The 19,633-nt window shown below is 43.6% G+C and carries 13 protein-coding genes; 8 read left to right on the top strand and 5 right to left on the bottom strand.

Annotated features, from left to right (window positions below; all coding sequences use genetic code 11):
• The first annotated feature begins 7 nt into the window (after window positions 1–7).
• The 6 genes from LNTAR_RS10850 to LNTAR_RS10825 all read left to right on the top strand — a co-directional run bounded on the left by LNTAR_RS10850 (window position 8) and on the right by LNTAR_RS10825 (window position 8,214).
• Window positions 8–1,549 (top strand): hypothetical protein, encoded by a 1,542-nt coding sequence (locus LNTAR_RS10850; RefSeq protein WP_007278744.1) that lies wholly within the window; start codon window positions 8–10, stop codon window positions 1,547–1,549.
• Between the two features lie 8 nt (window positions 1,550–1,557).
• Window positions 1,558–2,553: an AAA family ATPase gene (locus tag LNTAR_RS10845; RefSeq protein ID WP_007278743.1), complete on the top strand. Its 996-nt coding sequence runs from the start codon at window positions 1,558–1,560 to the stop codon at window positions 2,551–2,553.
• A 4-nt stretch (window positions 2,554–2,557) separates the two neighbouring features.
• Window positions 2,558–3,424, top strand: coding sequence for a DUF58 domain-containing protein (locus LNTAR_RS10840; protein ID WP_007278742.1), 867 nt, complete (start codon window positions 2,558–2,560; stop codon window positions 3,422–3,424).
• Window positions 3,421–5,172, top strand: a complete 1,752-nt coding sequence (locus tag LNTAR_RS10835; RefSeq protein ID WP_007278741.1) for a vWA domain-containing protein — start codon at window positions 3,421–3,423, stop codon at window positions 5,170–5,172. Before LNTAR_RS10840 ends, LNTAR_RS10835 begins: the two co-directional genes overlap by 4 nt.
• Window positions 5,172–7,673 (top strand): VWA domain-containing protein, encoded by a 2,502-nt coding sequence (locus tag LNTAR_RS10830; RefSeq protein WP_007278740.1) that lies wholly within the window; start codon window positions 5,172–5,174, stop codon window positions 7,671–7,673. The genes LNTAR_RS10835 and LNTAR_RS10830 overlap by 1 nt, the downstream gene beginning before the upstream one ends.
• A gap of 166 nt (window positions 7,674–7,839) precedes the next feature.
• A complete protein-coding gene (locus LNTAR_RS10825; RefSeq protein WP_007278739.1) occupies window positions 7,840–8,214 on the top strand; it encodes a GxxExxY protein in 375 nt (124 codons plus the stop codon).
• 88 nt (window positions 8,215–8,302) lie between these two features.
• Here LNTAR_RS10825 and LNTAR_RS10820 read toward each other — a convergent pair whose 3' ends face one another.
• Window positions 8,303–8,875 carry a rhomboid family intramembrane serine protease gene (locus LNTAR_RS10820; protein ID WP_007278738.1) on the bottom strand — a complete coding sequence of 191 codons (573 nt, stop codon included), beginning with the start codon at window positions 8,873–8,875 and terminating at the stop codon, window positions 8,303–8,305.
• Between the two features lie 748 nt (window positions 8,876–9,623).
• Between LNTAR_RS10820 and LNTAR_RS10810 the strand changes: the two genes are divergently transcribed.
• The gene (locus LNTAR_RS10810) at window positions 9,624–10,034 is read left to right on the top strand and encodes a hypothetical protein (protein ID WP_007278736.1); all 411 of its coding nucleotides are present in this window, start codon (window positions 9,624–9,626) and stop codon (window positions 10,032–10,034) included.
• A 59-nt stretch (window positions 10,035–10,093) separates the two neighbouring features.
• Here LNTAR_RS10810 and LNTAR_RS10805 read toward each other — a convergent pair whose 3' ends face one another.
• The 4 genes from LNTAR_RS10805 to LNTAR_RS10790 all read right to left on the bottom strand — a co-directional run bounded on the left by LNTAR_RS10805 (window position 10,094) and on the right by LNTAR_RS10790 (window position 16,816).
• The gene (locus LNTAR_RS10805; RefSeq protein WP_007278735.1) at window positions 10,094–11,143 is read right to left on the bottom strand and encodes a protein kinase domain-containing protein; all 1,050 of its coding nucleotides are present in this window, start codon (window positions 11,141–11,143) and stop codon (window positions 10,094–10,096) included.
• Between the two features lie 221 nt (window positions 11,144–11,364).
• The gene (gene cysN / locus LNTAR_RS10800) at window positions 11,365–12,795 is read right to left on the bottom strand and encodes a sulfate adenylyltransferase subunit CysN (protein ID WP_007278734.1); all 1,431 of its coding nucleotides are present in this window, start codon (window positions 12,793–12,795) and stop codon (window positions 11,365–11,367) included.
• The gene (cysD, locus tag LNTAR_RS10795) at window positions 12,795–13,709 is read right to left on the bottom strand and encodes a sulfate adenylyltransferase subunit CysD (protein WP_007278733.1); all 915 of its coding nucleotides are present in this window, start codon (window positions 13,707–13,709) and stop codon (window positions 12,795–12,797) included. Before cysD ends, cysN begins: the two co-directional genes overlap by 1 nt.
• Window positions 13,710–13,855: 146 nt before the next feature.
• Window positions 13,856–16,816, bottom strand: a complete 2,961-nt coding sequence (locus LNTAR_RS10790; RefSeq protein ID WP_007278732.1) for an insulinase family protein — start codon at window positions 16,814–16,816, stop codon at window positions 13,856–13,858.
• Between the two features lie 534 nt (window positions 16,817–17,350).
• Here LNTAR_RS10790 and nrdA point away from each other — a divergent pair.
• Window positions 17,351–19,618, top strand: coding sequence for a class 1a ribonucleoside-diphosphate reductase subunit alpha (gene nrdA / locus LNTAR_RS10785; RefSeq protein ID WP_007278731.1), 2,268 nt, complete (start codon window positions 17,351–17,353; stop codon window positions 19,616–19,618).
• Window positions 19,619–19,633: the final 15 nt, after the last annotated feature.

Here is a 19,633-nt window from a genome sequence, read left to right as displayed (position 1 = left end):
ACATTCTATGAATGAGATCAACAGTTTTTTAGACCGAGTTAAAGCTAGGCTACTCAAAGCTCGCTTTGTCGCTTTGCTCGGCCCTTTTTGCTTAATCTTGAGCCTCATTTGTTTAATCATTGCAAGTTCTTTTTATCTTCAAGGCCACCGAGTCGAAACGAGCCTCTTGCTCTACCCTATCGTGCTAGCTGTACTGGGGTACTTAATTGGGATTTTTACAAAAGCTCCGACAAAAGCTGATGCGGCAAAATTCGCCGATGCATTTTTTAAGCTCAAAAACTCACTCATTTCACATTTAGATTTTCATCAGCGCCCCGAAAGCGATGAAACTCAAAAACAATTTTACGACTTACAACTCAAGCAAACCTCAGATTTATGTCAGCAACAAAAAGTCGCGCAGATTCCTATTGTACTCCCTAAAAAAAGTCTAGGCCTTGCTATCTTATTCACTTTAGCCACACTCGTACTGTGCTCCTTTGATGATTCCGATGAAGTCAAAAACCAGCGAGCTTTAGCTCAAGCGACCCTCAAAACGAGTACTGAGAATAAAAAGGAACTCGAAAAAACAATTGATGAACTCGAAGAAAAAATGACCGAGGAAGAACGAGAACTCTTTAAGTCGAGTAAAATCAAGCAAGTACTGAAAAATATTGAGGCCAGCGAGAATAAAGTCGATGCCCTACGTCAGTATGCAAAGCTCGAAAAAGAAATCTCTTCCATGAGCGACAAAATGAATCTCAAGCACGACAAAAAACTCCTCGACGAGATCTCACGTGAGCTCGAGAAAAATCGCGCCACCAATAAGATGGGGAAAATGCTCGCCCAGAAGCAATACAAAGATGCCGCGAAAGAACTCAAAGACAAAATGAAAAAGCTCCAAGAAGCTCTGAAAGACGCCTCCCAAAAACAGGCTTCTCAAGAAGCTCAAGATCTCGCCAATGAAATGAAAAATCTCAGCCAAAAAATGAAAAATGCCGCTGAGAATCTCAAGGCCAACAATAGCCAAATGAAGCAAGACATCAGCAAGATGGCCAAACTCAGTAAAAAGCTTTGCAATAACATCTGCAAAAACCCTTCGCAATGCAAGATGGGCGAAGCCAAAGAATGCAGTGGCGAAATGAAAGATGCCGTTTATCAACTCTGTGATAAACTCAACGAAAATGAAACCAAAAACCTCTTCCTCTCAAAACTCGACAAAATGCAACAAGCCTTAGCCATGTCGCAAGCAAAAATCAACGGCATGTCAAAGTTCCAATCTTTAGCACAGGGCGCCGGAGTCGGCACCGGAAGTCAGGAATCGAAAAATACCGAATTGAAGAAAATTGACGCCGCATACGACACTCAACTCAAGGGTCAGCAGGGCGAGGGAAGTTCACTCACGCAAATCGAACAGGCAAGTAGCGGCGCTGGTGTTTCTCGCTCACGAGAAGGCTCCAATCGTCAAATCGAATATAAGCGCCAAATGGAATCATTTATTGAACAGGAAAACGTTCCTGAAGCCATGAAATCTGGTGTAAAAGAATACTTTAAAAAAATTCATAAAGAATAGGAGAGCATATGTCAGTCACATACGAAAACGAGGCCGTTGAGAAAGAGGTAACAGAATTTAGAAGTACTTTTACTGCCCTCAAAGAAGAGATCGGCAAGTTCATTGTTGGTCAAGAAGAAGTGGTCAATCACGTCCTCATCTCGATTATTGCTGGGGGTCACGTTCTTCTCGAGGGTGTTCCAGGCCTCGGTAAAACTGCCTTGGTTAATACGATTTCGAAAGCCATTCACCTCGACTCAAAACGCATTCAATTCACTCCTGACTTGCTCCCCGCCGATATACTCGGCACCAATATTCTTGTGGAACGCGATGGCGAAAAAGTTTTTGAATTCCAAAAAGGTCCAGTATTTACCAATATCCTTTTGGCAGACGAGATCAACCGTGCCACGCCTAAGACTCAGTCGGCACTACTCGAAACTATGCAGGAAAAAACGGTTACCGTTGCCAACAAAACTCATATCCTCGATAAACCCTACTTCGTTTTGGCCACTCAGAACCCACTCGAAATGGATGGCACCTACCCCCTTCCTGAAGCTCAGCTGGACCGCTTTTTCTTTAAGCTCGATGTCAAAATGCCCAACCACGATGAATTCTCTGCAATCCTCGATCGTACCACGGGTTTAACACGTCCAGAAATTAAGCCCATCACCAATGGCGAACGCATTATCGAAATGGGCAAAACGGCTTGCCAGGTGCCCATTGCCGACGACGTCAAAAACTACCTAATCAAACTCGCTATTTCGACTCACCCTGAGAAAGACCAATCACCTAATGTAGTTAAGCAGTACATCCGCTATGGCGTTTCGCCTCGTGCGGCCCAATCCATTTTACTCGCCGCTCGCATTCACGCCCTTATCTCTGGTCGCTATCACGTGGCTAAAGAGGACATCAACGCCGTTGCGATCCCCGCAATGAGGCACCGTATGTTGCTCAGCTTCGAAGGGGAGGCCGAAGGCATCACAACTGAACAAATTATTAAAGACATCATCGAATTACTCAAATAATCAGATGCTTTTAACCGATCCACAGTTCATCAAGCGCCTCGAGATGCTTGCCCTCTTGGCACGCAAAGTCCTCAATGGGGAACTCAAAGCTGACCGCAAAAGTAATAAGAAGGGTAGCGGAACCACCTTTGCCGATTACCAAGAATATAGTCAAGGCGACGACCTCAGGAATATTGACTGGAATATTGCCGCGCGCCTCGAGCAGCTCGTCATCAAACTCTTTGAACTCGAAGAAGACGTGCAAATCAATATTTTGCTCGACCTCAGTCATTCCATGGCATCAAAACAACTTTACGCCAAGCAACTCGCCGCCGCCCTCTCCTATATTGCTCTCAGCAATACAGATCGCCTCACGGTTTATGGCATTGCGGACTCACTTCAAACCGTGCTCAAACCTAGTCATGGTAAAAGCAAAATTTTCCCGATGCTCAATAGTCTGGAAGAAAGCATTCTTTTTGGTCAAGACACAAAGTTTCTTACTTCAATCAAAACCCTACAAGCCAAGCTCAAACGCCCCGCAGTCTGTGTAGTCATCTCTGATTTCTTGGTGGAAGATGGTTACAAAAAAGCTCTCGACCTGCTACGTTGGTCAAAAAATGATGTCTTCTGTATTCAAGTTCTCGATCCCAGTGAACTCGACTGCAATTTACGTGGTGATCTCGAGCTAGAATGTGTCGAAACCAAAGCCATGAAAAAAGTGACTGTGAGCCCTGCGGAAGCCGCAAAATTTAATCAGCTCATGGCTGAGTGGAACGAAACCCTCAAAAACGATTGTGCCAAATCGGGCATCGGCCTCATTCAAACCACCACTGAAACGCCTTTTGAAACCGTGATCCAGAGTATCCTACGCCGTGGAGGCCTTGTCGCATGACCTTTCTCAACCCTGCGGCACTCTGGGCTTTTTTATCACTCATCCCCCTGATTGCACTCTATTTTTTCAAAGTTCGCCCCGAAAAGAAGTCAACGACCGCCCTCTTTTTGTGGAATCAGATCTTTGAAGAAAAAAAGCAAAATGGCTTATTTAAAAATATGCGAGATCTCATCAGTCTACTGATTCTCATTCTCGCGTTTTCCGCAATCATCTTGGCCATGGCACAACCCTCCCTCAATCTTGATGACAGTGACCAAAACCTCGTCATTATTATTGACAATAGCGCTAGCATGGGCAGCCTCGAAGAAGGAAAAAGTCGCTTAGAAGATGCCAAAGAAAAAGCCATCAACATGGTAAAAAGTCTCTCTTCTTCGCAAACTGCACTAATTACTTCCATTTCTAATTCACTGCAAATCAAAGTTGATGCCACCAGCAATCGCCGCAGTCTGATTAAGGGCATTGAAGCCATCAGCCAAAGTCAGAACCCTCTAAATGCTCAAGAACTCCAGGCCATTGCCAAAAACAAATCCATTATTGCCAATTCGCGTTTTATCTTCATTTCTGACACCTGCTTTCAAGGTTCGGATAAAATTGATCAACTCGAATTAGTAAAAGTGGGTAGCCCCCGTGAAAACATCGGCATTACCGCTTTTGATATCCGCCAAATACCCGGTGAAAACAATAAGCTCGGGATCTTCTTTCAAGTCACGAGTAGCTTCGATCAAATCCAAGAAATTGAACTTCACCTCGCCCATCAAGATCCTAATCAGCTCGTCAAAATCATTCCCATCACTGTTGAGCCCGGCCTCAATGAGGCCAAAGTCATGGACCTCTCGGATCAAGGCACTGGCGCCTGGTTTCTCAAACATGAACTTAGCGATGCCCTCGCCATTGATAACCTAGCTTTCGCACAATTAGATCCCCCTTCGCCCGTGCGCATCCAACTCGACTTAGATCAAAATCAAGCCTTTTTCAAACGCTGCGTCGACGCCTTTCAAAGTGCCGGTCAATCCATGAAAGCCGTGACTCAATCTCCCGAAATCAGCATTTCCTCCAATGGTGAAAATACCGGAATCAATAAAATCATTTTTTCTCCTCAAGGAACTTCCCCTTATTGGCAAGGCGAACCCCGCCCCCTCGACAATACTTTACCCAAAGTTCTTTTGCCCGAGCACCCCGCGATTAAGTTTTGTCCCCTCGATACGCTGACTTTTGATGGGGCCCAAGAAATCTCTGCTCCAAAGAACTCCGTCATCCTCGTCGAAAACGAAGATAAAACTCCCCTGCTCTACAAAACTACTGTCGAGGGCACCAACGCCATTGTGGTGAACATGGACCCCGCCAAAGCGCAACTCTACTTCAACATCTATTTCCCCGTCTTAGTTTACTCACTCTCCTATGACCTTAGTGGTCGAGACGATATGAAAAAATCTAATCATCTCACAGGTGATATCCTAGAGCTTCCCGTAGTACAAAATTTACAGGGTCCCAGTGGAGAACTGGACTCAGAGCAAAAACTTCTAAAACTCAATGAAGTGGGTTTCTACCAATTCACTAAAGCCGGCAAAGAAGAACAATTTGCGGTTTCTTTAAATAATAAATTTGAATCAAGTATTTTTAATAAGCTCAGCAAATCAAATGCCAAAGCGATTAATTCGAGTTTCCCCATCGGCGACTCCCTCTTAATTGTAGCGCTTATCCTCATCGCCTGCGAAGCCATGCTCTACCACAGAAGGAAGCTCGGTTAATGACTCTCACGACTTACACGCCCTTGTTCTGGCTCGGAATCCTCCTCCCCCTCGCCTACTTTATTTTCACCACCTTGGTGACTCGAAGCAAGAAGAAACATCACGCGGCCAATTTCTTTAGGATCACTGCACTCATTTGCCTCATTTTAGCCCTGTGTCATCCCTACTTTTCCAGTTCTTCGGAAGATCTTCACGCGGTCTATCTTGTGGATGTCTCCCAGTCTATTGATTTAGCTGACGCTCAAGAAACCCTCGATGAAATCGAAGCCAGTATCAGCACTCTAAAATCAAGTGATTCTTATTCGCTCTACAGCTTTGCGAATGGCGTCCAAAAAACCACCTTAAAAGAGCTTAGGCAGACTCTCAAGGATTGGGATAGCAAATTCTCTGATGATCTTTTCCGCAGTCAATCTTCCATTGCTTCTGCCCTCGAAGTGGTCAAGATGGTCTACCCCGCTAATAAAATCAAAAAACTCTGCCTCTTTTCCGATGGTATTGAAACGGGTGAGCAATTGCTCTCCTCCATCGAGAGTCTCAAGCAAGAAGACATACAAATGAGTTTTCACGAACTCAAGAAAATTCAAAAGCCAGAAGTCTCGGTAGTCGAGCTCAAAAGTAGTAGCCCAGTGGCTTACCGTGGCGAAGTAGTAAAAATGACGGCGACCGTCTTGAGTAATTACACAACGCAAGCCAAACTCAAATTTGTCTCACAGGGTATCATCGTTCATGCCATTGAGCTTCAGTTAGAGAAAGACCTACCCAAAAAAGTCAACTTCCAAGTCACTAGCAACGAAACCACTAGTGGCATTTGGGAAGCCGAAATCTCTGCCCCAAAAGATTACTTCCCAATCAATAATATCGCTCGTTGTTCACTGATCATGCAGGGAGAGGCAAAAGTCCTTGCTCTTCACAATCAACCCACCAAGCTACGTGAGCTCAAAAAGGCTCTGGAAAAACAGGGCATCAGCATGGATGTACGCGGAAAATACGGACTGCCTGCCTCATTGCAGCAACTCAACGAATTTGACGCCATTATGTTTGCCGATATCGAAGCCACTCACTTGAGTGCGAGACAAATGGATAATGTTCGCAAGTACGTCACTGAGTTCGGTGGTGGACTCATCATGACTGGCTCAGAAAATAGTTTTGGCCTAGGCGGTTATTATAAAACTCCCATTGAAGAAGTCCTCCCCGTCACTTCCCGTTACGAAAAAGAAAAAGAACAGCCCTCACTCGCACTCGTTCTCGTCATCGATAAATCCGGTAGTATGAATGGTCAACCAATTGTCCTCGCTCGCGAAGCCTCAAAGGCCGCAGCTGAACTGCTCTCAAGCCGAGATCAAGTGGGGGTCATTGCCTTTGATGGCAGTGCCAAACTCGTGACTGACTTAACTTCTGCTGCCAATAAAGGCGAGGTACTCTCTCAGATTGATGGCATCGGTGCGGGTGGTGGTACAAACCTCTATCCCGCCATGGTCATGGGCCGTGATATGCTGGGTATCGCTAGTGCCAAAATCAAACACATGATTGTCTTGAGTGATGGTCAGAGCCAAGGCGGTGACTTCGAAGGCATCAGTTCCGAACTCGCTCAAATGGGCGTAACTATCTCAACTGTCTCCCTCGGACAAGGCGCTGCGGTCGATCTCATGGCTGCCATTGCACAAATTGGCAATGGCCGAGCTTACGTCACTAATAATGCCGAAGAAATGCCTCGTATCTTCACTAAGGAGACTATGGAGGCCTCACGCTCGGCCATTAAAGAGGAACCCTTTGCACCCATTAAAATTGATGACTCAGATTACCTCCAAGGCATTAATATAGACGAAACACCACTTCTCCTCGGTTACGTCATGACCAAGGTCAAAGCTAGTGCTCAGGTGCAGTTACTTACCGAAACGGGTGACCCCCTGCTCGCTTCTGGCCGTTATGGCTTGGGTCAATCAGTGGCCTTCACTTCCGACACCACGGATTTGTGGGCTGGGGAATGGTTAGAATGGAATGACTTTGGTAAGTTTTGGGCTCAAGTAGTGCGCTCAATTGTCCGCAATAAATCCGCCCAGGGCTTCATTACGGATCTCAAAGGCAATGATAAAGAAATGAACATTCAGATTTACCGCAGCAATGAAAATGGCACGCCTGAAAATCATATTACTTGGGATGCCACCCTCATGGATAATAACGGCAAAGTTCAAAAACTTCCGATTCAGCAAGTGGGCTTTGGTTATTACCATACGAACTTTGCGAAACCCGCAGACGAGAACTTCACTCTGCGCCTCCACGATCAAAGCAATAACCGACTCAAAACCATCAGTAAAATCAGTACCTACCCCAAAGAATATTTACTCGCATCAACGAAACCAGAAATCTTTGATAGTCTCGAGAGCTTTGAAAAAATTAGCGAAGAGCGCAAAGAAATCAAAACTCAAAAGAGTGCCCTCAATATTTTTGCGCTCATGGCCATCTGCAGCCTCATCCTCAGCACCCTCTTCCGCAGGATTTAGGTTTAAAAGAAGTTGGCAGATCGGCTGCTAAGCATGCTCCGAAGATATATTTTCACCACAGAGGCCACAGAGATCACGGAGAAAATCTAAGTAGATTCTTAAGGGGAGCTTGAGAGTTGTTTTAAGAGTAAGTAATCTAAATTTGAATATTAGGAAGGACATAGTTATGGATGGGAACGATAATTTAACTGTGCGAATATTGGCTTGTGCGATTGAGGTGCATAAACATCTTGGCCCAGGTTTATTGGAGTCCGCGTACCAGCAATGCTTAGCTCATGAGTTACGTTTGGCTGGCTTGCGTTTCACCCTAGAACAAGCCATGCCAGTGAAATACAAAGGTTTAAACTTAGATTGTGGCTATCGCTTAGATCTAGTTATTGAACAGGAAGTGATTGTTGAACTCAAGAGTGTGAGTAAAGTTCTACCAATTCACGAAGCACAACTATTGACCTATATGAAATTAGCAAAAATGAACACTGGCTTATTAATCAATTTTAACGAACGACTCCTTAAAAATGGTATCAAACGCTTTGTATTGTAATTAAAGTTTTAGCTAAATCTTTATTTATTTACTCAGTGCTCTCTGTGTCCTCTGTGGTTTAAGCTTTTGATCTTCTACTTAAATATACTTATCTGCCTCGTTTCCCGAGAATTTTGGCAAAGAGGATGCCAGCTATCATACCAAATAAATGGCTTTCCCAAGAAATGAATTCTTCTGTGGGTAGAGCCTGAAAAATCATCCCGCCATAGATCAAACCAATGAGTATCGCCAAAAAGAATGACTTCCAATTTTTGGCGAACCAACCCGATGCGACCACAAAGCCAAAGTAAGCAAATATCAATAAACTGGAGCCCGCATGCACTGAATGAGGTCGCCCCACCAACCACACGGCGAGCCCCGCAAAAAAGCATGAGAATAAAGTCAGCTTCACAAAGATCCGCCGATCCTCTAAGACCACGAGTCCACCCAAGATCGCAAAGGAAATACTATTGAGCAAATAATGCTCTGGGGAAAAATGTAAAAAGGGCGCCGTGAAAATGGCCCAAAGGCGAGAAGGCACGCGCGGCACAATACCCCCATTCACACTCAAGGCGTAATTCGATAAGTGGTTGGCGAACTCCAAGACACCCATAAAAATCAATAAGCTCGCAACCCAGCGAAATGAGATCTTAAACCTCTCCCAAAACTTCATCTTTGCCATTACATTCACTCCCTATCATTTAAACTTAATTTAAATCCCCCAAGTCATTTATCAATCACTCTCTGCGCCTTCGCGACTCTGTGAGAATTCATTTAACTCAAAAACCATTGAACTGAAATCCCATAATAAGAGGTCCTCCAGCCCTATCCCACACGTTGAAGCGTGAACTACCTACCATGCAAAATTGCCCTTTAGATCTCTTGGCGACTTAGCGTGAAATAATGTTTCTTTATTTAAACAGAATTGGCATAGGAAAATGACTTTTAGATTCTCTCGCGCAGGCGCCAAGGCACGAAGTTTTTTTCTAGACTTATACTTGAGAATTTTTTTTATAGCTATACTAAGATATTTCACCACAGAGCGCACGGAGAACACCGAGAAGAAACAACTTATAGTCATTAAACATTCACCATTCAAAATTGCCCTTTATCACGCAGAGTCGCGGAGTGAAACATTGAAAGGTAATGGGTAGATCAGCCCTCTAGACGAATACTTTTCTTAGAAATTTTCACAGCAAAAACCTCGCCTCATTCCCGAAAAAGCTTGAAGTCCCTATTCAAAGTAGTCATTTATGCCAAGGAGTCATAAGAACTAAGGTCAGGAGGTTCATTATTACAAATACACTTGCCACCAAATCAAATCGGTCTTTATCACAGAGACTGATCATGCGGATCCACAATCGCCCCATTTTAACAAATAAATCAGAACATTCTACCAATTATAATGTTATATGGAAAAATAAACAATCATGTCTGAAAAACCTACAGTACTAATTGAAAGACTTAGTCGGTATGTTGATGATTTACTAAAGGCAAAACAAGTAAACAATAGATCATCTATGAAAGGTCGAACTCAAATGATTATGACAGTCCTTGACAAACTTAGAGAAATTTATAAGAATAAACCTTTTTCTAAAGAATTAGTTGCTCAAATACAGGAAAATAAAAAAAGAGCCAATTTATTGCTACCTACGACATCCAGTAATTATTTCAACAATTGCTGGGATTGTTTAATCAAAAGAGGTGAAAAAGTCATTATCGATAAGCGAGTAGACACCGTTTGTAAATCTTGTGGTTGGGTTCAATGCCATAAATGCGGCGCCTGTAAAGATCCTAAATATGGTAGATGCAAGAACAGAGAATATTTTCATGATCACTAAGTAAAAAAATGGGAACCTATAACAAGTGAACATTAGGCTTGAACGAAAAGTGAGTGAGATCACTTTCTTTGGCGGGAGAGGCGCAGGAAGAAGTCACGGCATTGCATGAGCGGTGGGCGTTCTTTGGGGACGACTTTGAGGAGTAATTTTAAGAAGCCAGGGAGTTTCGTTTCTTGGAAATTTTCGATGTAGTTTTCTCGTTCTTGATTAATGAGCTGAGCATCTAATTCATTAAAGGGCGGTTCTTTCTTTAAAAGTGTTGCTGCAAGAATACCTAATGAGTAAACTAAGGAAGCTTCGTTGCGTTGTCCGCCAGCAATAATTTCTGGCGCTAAAAGAGTATAAGGTAAATGAGTCCCTAGCTTTGCGAAAAGCGCTTCTCTCAAGCCATAGTCACAAATCTCTACTTGGCCTTCAGAATTTAAGCAGATATCTGAGGGGAGAATTTCGCCAATGACCTGGTGCTTACACAAACTCATTAACAAGACCGTTGTTTGATCCAAAATCGTTGCCAGTTGTCCGTTGCTCGTCTCTTCATTTTGATCGAGATAAATTTGCATCTGATAAGCTGCTTGAGGCCGCGTCAAATAATAAGCTTTATCATCGACCTGAAAGTGATGGGGACTGACATACTTGCTTAATTGGAGCTGCGAGAAGTTGCGAACCACTTGCACAACTTCATCTAGCTCACAGTTACCTTGTTGATCATAGATGACCACATCGCCGTAGAATTCATTCTCTTTATTGTAGGCTCGGAAAATATTAAAGTTGGGCAAGCCTAAAACATGCTTATCGAAAATAAATTCTTCCGTATTAACGGGGACACGAAAGCTTGCTTGGCATTCCGCACAGACGACTTTTTCGAACATTTTTTTGAAAGAAAAGACGCTGGTCTTTTTACATCCTGGGCAGAGCATATTGGCATGATATTCTTCTTCAACAAGTTCTTCCGAATCGACCTCATTGTTTTCAGGCTCGGGTGCTAAAATTTCACCATCCATACGTGCTGTTTCGCTCGTATTGACGGGTTCATAATCCGAAGTGTGTAAACTGGCTTCAAAAGCCTTCCATATATCCTGTAAAACTGTGCTTTCTTGCGGGTTTGCCATAGTGCTATCTCCTAAAATGGGATAGCTCAGTCCTCACTAAATCTACGCAGAGCTATCCGCTTAGATACCTAACAATATATATCCAAAAGTGATACATTAATAATAATTTAACATTTATATTAATGAACGTAAGCTCTAGGAGTACAGAATTTTGACCTTGCTCTCAAATAAAAAAGCACCCGCCTTGGCGAGTGCTTTTTTTAGATCTGTGAAGCTTAAACTTACTTGAGCTTGCTTATATCAACACAGTTCCAGTGGGGGTATTGCTCACGAATGAAAGCATTGAGTGTAAGCTCATCTTCACTGAATTCACGACGAATTTCAGTTTCAGCAGAACTGAGCACCGATGCCACCATACCAGCCGCCATCGTTGTGTTACTGAGACGGTCAATGACAATGAAGGCGCCAGTTGCACGGCAAACTTTGTACTCGTCAACAGCCATGGGCTCACTGAGGTTGATGACGCAACGAGCAATTTCGTTGAGCTTTAAAGAATCGACTGACTGATGTTCCCAAGTGTTAACATCTGTACGGTACTCAATATGACTCACTGTACCTGAAACAGTTTTTGTACCCACTTTGAAGTAGTACTCACGGCCAGGCTCAAGATCTTTTTCTGCCATCCAAACAAGGTCAGCAGTGAATGAGTTACTCACGGAAGGCTGATCATCTTTTTTCACGATCATATTGCCGCGACTGATGTCAATTTCATCTTCAGTAGTCAAAGTGACTGCTTGGCCAGCGAAACCAGTGTCTTGCTCACCATCATAAGTCACGATGCTTTTGATTTTACTTGTCATGCCAGAAGGCAATGAAACGATTTCATCACCTGGCTTAATTTCGCCAGAAGAAATCGTGCCGCAGAAACCACGGAAGTTTAAGTTCGGACGATTGACGTATTGAACTGGGAAACGGAAGTTTTCGAAGTTTCTGTCTTCAGAGATCTTAACGGTCTCAAGTACTTCCATGAGAGATTGACCCTTGTACCAAGGCGTTTGCTCACTCTTGTTAACGACGTTGTCGCCCTTGAGTGCCGACATGGGAACGTAGATAGGATCATTGATACCAAGTTCGTTGGCAATGACTTTGTAGTCAGTAACGATCTTGTCGTAAACATCTTCATTGAAAGTTTTGCCATCAATCTCGATATCCATTTTATTCACCGCGATCACAACGTGCTTGATACCGAGAAGTGATACGATATAGCTGTGACGACGAGTTTGAGTTTGGATACCATGACGTGCATCAATCAAAATAATCGCTAAATCACATGTGGAAGCACCTGTGGCCATGTTACGAGTGTATTGCTCGTGCCCAGGAGTATCGGCAATAATGAATTTGCGGTTATTTGTAGAAAAGTAACGGTAAGCCACATCAATTGTGATACCTTGCTCACGTTCAGCTTGAAGGCCATCAGTCAATAAAGCGAGGTCGAACTCTTCGTTTGTTGTGTTGTACTTACTTGAGTCTTTTTGGATAGCGCTTAGCTGATCCTCGTAGATCATTTTTGAATCGTAAAGCAAACGACCGATAAGAGTCGATTTACCATCATCTACACTACCACAAGTTAAAAAGCGAAGAAGCTCTTTGTTTTCGTGTTCTTTGAGATATGCATGAATATCTTCTGCAATAAGATCTGAACTATGTGACATTAGAAATACCCTTCGATTTTTTTCTTCTCCATGGAACCAGATGAATCGCTGTCGATGACACGACCTTGTCTCTCAGATGTCTTAGTGAGAAGCATTTCCTGAATGATTTCCGGAAGCGTTGCAGCTTCGGATTCAACTGCACCTGTAAGTGGGTAACAACCGAGTGTACGGAAACGCACACTTTCCATTGTGGATTCTTCGCCAGGCTCGAGTTCGAGGCGATCATCATCAACGAGGATTTTTACGCCATCACGAACAACGACAGGACGTGGCTTAGAATAATAAAGTGGAACAATCTCGATATTTTCGAGATAGATGTATTGCCAGATATCCAACTCAGTCCAGTTCGACATTGGGAAAACGCGAATACTCTCGCCTTTTCGGACGCGAGGATTATAGAGGTCCCAAAGTTCAGGACGCTGATTTTTTGGATCCCAGCGGTGATTGCGGTCACGGAAAGAGAACACACGCTCTTTTGCACGAGATTTTTCTTCATCGCGGCGAGCACCACCAAAGGCTGCATCAAAACCATAGATATCTAAAGCTTTTTTGAGGCCTTGAGTTTTCATGATATCCGTGTGAACGGCACTACCATGAACAAATGGGTTGATATTCATTTCAAGACCCTCAGGGTTCTTGTAAACGATTAAGTCGAGATCTTTTTTCTTGGCAAACTCATCACGGAATTCGATCATTTCTTTGAACTTCCAGTTGGTATCAACGTGGAGGAGTTTGAAGGGGAGTTTTGCGGGGTAAAAGGCTTTGAGTGCCAAATGGAGAAGAACGGATGAATCCTTACCTACAGAGTAGAGCATGACAGGATTATCGAACTCAGCTGCGACTTCACGGAAGATGTGAATACTTTCCGCTTCCAACGCTTTTAAGTGCGTAACGCGATGTTCAGGAAGTGACATGTATAATTCCTATTATTATATCTTAAATAAATTTAATCAGCCCAACTATTAACCGATCCACAAAAATTCCAAGTTAGGACAGTTAAAAATGGTTCAAAAACTTAGTCAATCACGCAGACCACAAAGGGCTTTCAAAAGCCCTCAAATCAAGGACTTGTGAAAAAATCGTCTTCCTCTTCATCGTCGTCTTCGTCACCGCCTGCTCCGGCGAGGTAATCGAGGCGATCAAACAGCGCGCTCGCTTTTTCGACTCGAGCTCGTCCTCCGTGCACACAAATTTGTCCAGATTCATTGAGTTTATCGAACCACGGGGCCAAGGCTTTGATGTCCTCTAAAGTACATTTCAACAAGGCATCGCGACGCGACTGTAAGAGCTCATCATCGATCCCGGCCATATAACGACTTAAAACCACGCCGGCTTTTTGCGATACTGTCATGGGTGAGTCAATGCGACCAAAAGTACCGATGAAGATCTTATCGAATTCCACTTCGCTCACATCTAAGTTGCGAATAAAATCAGCCACGCCTTTATAGACCTCTAAGGTCTCTTCTAAATTCGGGTCACGGTAGGAACAAATATTTAAAACGCCATCAAATTTTTCGTAACTGAGGAAGCAACCATAAGCTCCGCCCTGAACGCGGACGCGCTCCCATAAATAACCCGTGGAAAGCAATTGGCTTAAGAGAGGGAAACGAGGATCATCTTGGAGGCCATATTCCTTTAAGTTCACTCCCATACTCACGTACTGAACTTGGCCCTCTGTTGCCAAGCCCACATTAGCTTTTTCGAGTTTGATTTGCGGCTGAACAAACGTTTTTTGATTCACTGGGAGAACACCCGAAAAGCTCGCAAGATTCTTCAGACCTTGGTCGATGGTTTCTGCTTCACCTGTAAGGCTAACGATCAAGCCATTTTTATTAAAGACACGCTCTTTTAGAGCACACAATTCACGACCTAACTGACCACTTTCGACGCGCTCCAAAGCTTTCTGAAGGAAACTTAAAAAACTAGGCCCACTGACTTTTTCATCGAGGTAGTCGGCTTCATTGAGCCCACTATTAAGGATTAGTCGAGAAATCCATTCTCCACCTTTAACGAAAGAGGACTGCACTTTGGAAATTTGCTGATGCAGCAATTCGTTGAGGCGCTTTGAATCGGAAAAATCTAAATCGCGAACGACTTCTTTTAATAAGTCGAGAAACTCTTGTTCACGAGCCTGCATCACTTTAGCGCTGATAAAGAGATTGCGTTTGTGCTGCCCATCCAAATTATTTGGCAAACTGAAGTAAGCGCCCACGCCACCCGCACAAGAAGCCAGCTCCGTCGTCAATTCTTCAAAACCTTTATTTGCCGTACCGCAAGTCAGGCAAGCCAAAGCAAAGAGTTTGGCCATGGGTAATTCATCAACTGTGAAGTCATTTAAATCAAAGGCCCATTTAATGTATTGAACCCCACCCGAGTTTTGCGCACATCTCAAATACTCGACGCCATCGACTTCTTTAACTTCATAAGGGATTTTGTTGATTTCACGACGCAAATCTTTTCTCGAGAGCTGGGGAATACTCTCAAGGTCTGCGGGCGAGTCTGGCTGAGCTTGAGCTTTGAGGAGTTCGCTAGCCTCTGCTTGGAGGGCCACTCTTTCGTCCTCACTAAAACTTCCCCAAGCCTGCTGTAAGCGCTCTTGCTCTTCCGCAGCTTCTTGCTCACCCAAGTTTTCATCTGGAGCACAAACTAAAGTTACGCGATGCGAGTTGTCGATAAAGTACTTTTTAATCAGTCCCTCTAAATAGCCGCCTGCTTTGAGATTTTTCTTTAATTGATCAAGATGCTTTTCGTAACAGAAACGTTCCAGGGGATCATAATCGTAATTCCATGCGGAAATCGCATTTAAAGCGTAGACTACTCCTGCAGGAGTAGAGCCATAATTGGCTTCACGCAAACGGAATTCAATCGAGTTGATCGCTGCGTCGACATGTTCTTTTTGAACGCCATTCTCTGCTAAGTCTTTAAAGACACCATCGACCACTGCCATAAATTCATCTCGGCGTTCTTCTTTACTATCGCGAATGCCCACGGTCCAACTCAACTGCAGTGCCTGATCACTCAAACCATAACCAATCACATCACCACCGAGTCCTGAACTATTTAAAGCTTTGCGCAATGGAGACGCAGAAGTTCCCGTCAGCACATGCTCTAAAACTTGTAAGCCCATGAGTTCGTCGAGCTCACCACTCGAACATAATAAATAGGCCATCGCCAAAAATGTTTGCTCCGCATCATCTTTAACCGGTCCAGAAGCATAAGAAATTTTGCCCATGCGCTCTTTATCAAAAGCTGGCTGAAATAAAGCGTCGGGTTTTATATCGTCTAACTTTTTAAAGTGCTGAAAATAATCTTCATGTAAATGCGTCAGGCAGCGCTCCACATCCACATCACCATAAATTACTGTCCAGGAATTGCTGGGGTGATACTTTTCCTTGTGAAATTCGCAATATTCCTCATACGAGAGAGAAGGGATTGCCGACGGCTTGCCCCCAGAATCATAACGGTAGTTAGTGTCAGGACACAAATGCGTGTCGAGTTCCTGGAATAAAATGCTCTCCGGCGAAGAATAGACCCCTTTCATTTCGTTGTACACAACGCCTTTATAATAAGGATCAGCGGATTCATCGCATTCGTAATGCCAACCCTCCTGTAAAAAAGCCCCTTTATCTAACTTGGGATAGAAAACGCTATCCAGATAAACATCCATCAAGTTATGAAAATCTTCTTCATTGCAACTGGCGATGGGGTAAACCGTTTTATCGGGATAAGTCATGGCATTTAAAAAGGTATTCAAACTGCCCTTCATCAATTCAACAAAGGGTTCTTTGACCGGATATTTGCGAGATCCGCACAATACAGAGTGTTCCATAATATGCGCAACACCATTATCACTACTAGGAGCCGTGCGAAAGCCGATACAAAAGGCTTTATTCTCATCATCATTCTTTAAAAAGAGAACTTTCGCTCCACTCTCAGGATGTTCGTAAACCTTTGCGTCACTCGCAATTTCATTGATGTATGTATGACTCTTTTCTTGGTAAAACTGGCTATTAATTGACATAAAATATGCTTATATTTATTAGTTACTACTGCGCAATCTGAAAATCTATTTGCTTAATTCTCAAAAACTTAGTCCTGATTTTTAATAATACTAGATAAGAAATTTTTCGACCGATGCGCCAAACAAGTATTTATGCAAGCCAAAAAACACGACTTCTGTCATTTTTTTTTTATGTTTTTATAGCTTTTTATCTATTTTGATCACCTCAAAAGCTAATTCACCCTCTCACACTAGATCTAGTGTTGTTTTAGGGCACAGCCACTAGATCTAGTGGTTTTATTAAAGTTTTGTTTTTTTTTGTTTTTACCATTCTTTCACTATTGACCAATTTTTAGAGCATGATAAACTTAATTAAGGATGACTCAATCAGCCAAAATTTCTTCATAACTTTTCATCGCGAAAATCCGATCTTAGCTTAGCCTAAGTATGAACAAGTTCTGCACCTTATAAGCCATTCTCACAGTAGAAATCAAGCACTTAAAAATAATCCGACTAATTCTTATTAGCCAAAAAAGAGAGTAGAGTAGAGAAACTATGACTTCAAACATCCAAGTCACCAAGAGAGACGGCACTCGCGAGCCCATTGATCTTGAAAAAATCCACCGAGTTATCGACTGGGCCGCCAAAGACCTCAATCACGTCAGTGTATCACAAGTAGAATTGCGATCGCATGTCCAATTCCATGATGGTGTTACGACAGAAGACATCCACGAGACGATGATTAAATCCGCAGCTGACTTGATTTCTGAAGAGAGCCCCGACTACCAATACCTTGCTGCTCGTCTTGCTATTTTTCACCTACGCAAAAAAGCCTATGGCCAATTCGATCCGCCCCCGCTTTTTGAGCACGTTACTAAACTTGTAGAAGACGGGAAATACGATAAGCATTTAATCGAAGACTATACAGAAGACGAATTCAACGAAATGGAAAATGCTCTTGACCATTGGCGTGACCTCAACTTCTCTTATGCAGCCGTAAAACAGCTCGAAGGTAAATACCTCGTGCAAAACCGCGTTACAGGCGCTATCTACGAAAGTCCTCAGTTCCTCTACATGCTTGTGGGTGCTTGCCTCTTCTCTAAATACCCAAAAGAAACGCGTATGGATTATATCATCCGTTTCTATGATGCGGCTTCCAATTTCAAAATCTCTCTGCCTACGCCAATCATGGCGGGTGTCCGTACACCTACTCGTCAGTTTAGTTCCTGCGTTCTCATCGAATGCGGTGACTCACTCGACTCGATCAATGCTTCTTCAAGTGCTATTGTAAAATACGTCAGCCAACGTGCAGGCATTGGTCTCAACGCCGGTCGCATTCGCGCCCTCGGCAGCCCCATCCGCAATGGCGAAGCCTTCCACACAGGTTGTATCCCCTTCTATAAACACTTCCAAACAGCCGTTAAAAGTTGTTCACAAGGTGGTGTTCGTGGCGGCGCGGCAACGGTTTTCTACCCCTTATGGCACCGTGAAGTTGAATCTCTGCTCGTCTTAAAGAATAACCGTGGTGTTGAAGAAAACCGCGTTCGTCACCTCGACTACGGCGTACAGTTCAACAAACTCATGTATGAGCGCCTCGTCAAAAAAGGCAATATCACTCTCTTCAGTCCTGGCGATGTTCCAGGTCTCTACGATGCATTCTTCGAAGACCAAGAGAAATTCGAAGAGCTCTATATTAAGTACGAGAATGATCCGAGCATCCAGAAAGAAACAATGAAAGCTATCGAGCTTTTCTCCCTCTTTGCTTCAGAACGTGCAAGTACGGGCCGCATTTATCTACAAAATGTCGACCACTGCAATACTCACAGCCCATTCCAAGCTGATGTCGCTCCTATCAGACAGAGTAACCTCTGCCTAGAAATCGCGCTTCCAACTAAGCCTCTCGAACACATCAATGACGAAAATGGTGAAATTGCTCTTTGTACTCTTTCCGCCATTAACCTTGGCGCACTCGAAAGCCTCGATGAAATGGAAGAATTAACTGAGCTAGCCGTTCGTGCTCTCGATAGCCTCTTGGATTATCAGGACTACCCTGTGCCCGCAGCTCGCAATTCATCACTCAATCGTCGTACCCTCGGGATTGGCGTCATTAACTTTGCTTACTACCTCGCGAAAAATGGTGTCTTCTATTCAAATGGCAGTGCCAACAACTTGGTGCACAAAACATTTGAATCCCTTCAGTACCACCTCATTAAGGCTTCTTGTAAGTTAGCCCAAGAACTCGGTCCTTGTCCTAAGTTTAACGAGACGACTTACTCACAGGGAATCATGCCCACAGACACCTATAAAAGTTCTGTTGATGATTTCTGTAACGAAGACCTTCACCTCGATTGGGATCAACTCAAAGAAGATGTTAAAAAACACGGTATGCGCAACAGTACGCTCTCTGCGCTCATGCCTTCTGAAACATCTAGCCAAATTTCCAATGCAACAAACGGCATCGAACCCCCTCGTGGTCTCATTGCTGTGAAGCAGAGTAAAGACGGCATCCTTAAGCAAGTTGTTCCTGAAATCGAAAAATATAAATCTTACTATGAACTTCTTTGGCAGATGCCAAATAATACGGGTTACCTCCAACTCGTAGCGATCATGCAAAAGTTCATTGACCAAACAATTTCTGCCAACACAAACTACGACCCCTCCAAATTTGAAGGTAACATGGTTCCGATGAAAACTCTCCTGACGGACTTACTTACTGCTTACAAATACGGCGTCAAAACCCTGTACTACCACAATACACGTGATGGTGCTGGTGATTCCCAAGAAGAAGACGATGGCTGTGCTGGTGGCGCATGCAAAATTTAAAGAGTTCAATAGGAT

Source organism: Lentisphaera araneosa HTCC2155, from assembly GCF_000170755.1.
Lineage (GTDB): Bacteria > Verrucomicrobiota > Lentisphaeria > Lentisphaerales > Lentisphaeraceae > Lentisphaera > Lentisphaera araneosa.
The sequence above is the reverse complement of the archived record's forward strand: the minus strand, read 5'-3'. Positions and strand labels throughout refer to the sequence as shown.

Excerpts from the sequence above, each read along its gene's own strand:
- LNTAR_RS10805 (WP_007278735.1), bottom strand. The coding sequence starts at position 11,143 with ATGGCAAACCCGCAAGAAAGCACAGTTTTACAGGATATATGGAAGGCT.
- LNTAR_RS10820 (WP_007278738.1), bottom strand. The coding sequence starts at position 8,875 with ATGGCAAAGATGAAGTTTTGGGAGAGGTTTAAGATCTCATTTCGCTGG.
- LNTAR_RS10790 (WP_007278732.1), bottom strand. The coding sequence starts at position 16,816 with ATGTCAATTAATAGCCAGTTTTACCAAGAAAAGAGTCATACATACATC.
- LNTAR_RS10825 (WP_007278739.1), top strand. The coding sequence starts at position 7,840 with ATGGATGGGAACGATAATTTAACTGTGCGAATATTGGCTTGTGCGATT.
- LNTAR_RS10850 (WP_007278744.1), top strand. The coding sequence starts at position 8 with ATGAATGAGATCAACAGTTTTTTAGACCGAGTTAAAGCTAGGCTACTC.
- LNTAR_RS10835 (WP_007278741.1), top strand. The coding sequence starts at position 3,421 with ATGACCTTTCTCAACCCTGCGGCACTCTGGGCTTTTTTATCACTCATC.
- cysN (WP_007278734.1), bottom strand. The coding sequence starts at position 12,795 with ATGTCACATAGTTCAGATCTTATTGCAGAAGATATTCATGCATATCTC.
- LNTAR_RS10845 (WP_007278743.1), top strand. The coding sequence starts at position 1,558 with ATGTCAGTCACATACGAAAACGAGGCCGTTGAGAAAGAGGTAACAGAA.
- LNTAR_RS10830 (WP_007278740.1), top strand. The coding sequence starts at position 5,172 with ATGACTCTCACGACTTACACGCCCTTGTTCTGGCTCGGAATCCTCCTC.
- cysD (WP_007278733.1), bottom strand. The coding sequence starts at position 13,709 with ATGTCACTTCCTGAACATCGCGTTACGCACTTAAAAGCGTTGGAAGCG.
- nrdA (WP_007278731.1), top strand. The coding sequence starts at position 17,351 with ATGACTTCAAACATCCAAGTCACCAAGAGAGACGGCACTCGCGAGCCC.
- LNTAR_RS10810 (WP_007278736.1), top strand. The coding sequence starts at position 9,624 with ATGTCTGAAAAACCTACAGTACTAATTGAAAGACTTAGTCGGTATGTT.
- LNTAR_RS10840 (WP_007278742.1), top strand. The coding sequence starts at position 2,558 with ATGCTTTTAACCGATCCACAGTTCATCAAGCGCCTCGAGATGCTTGCC.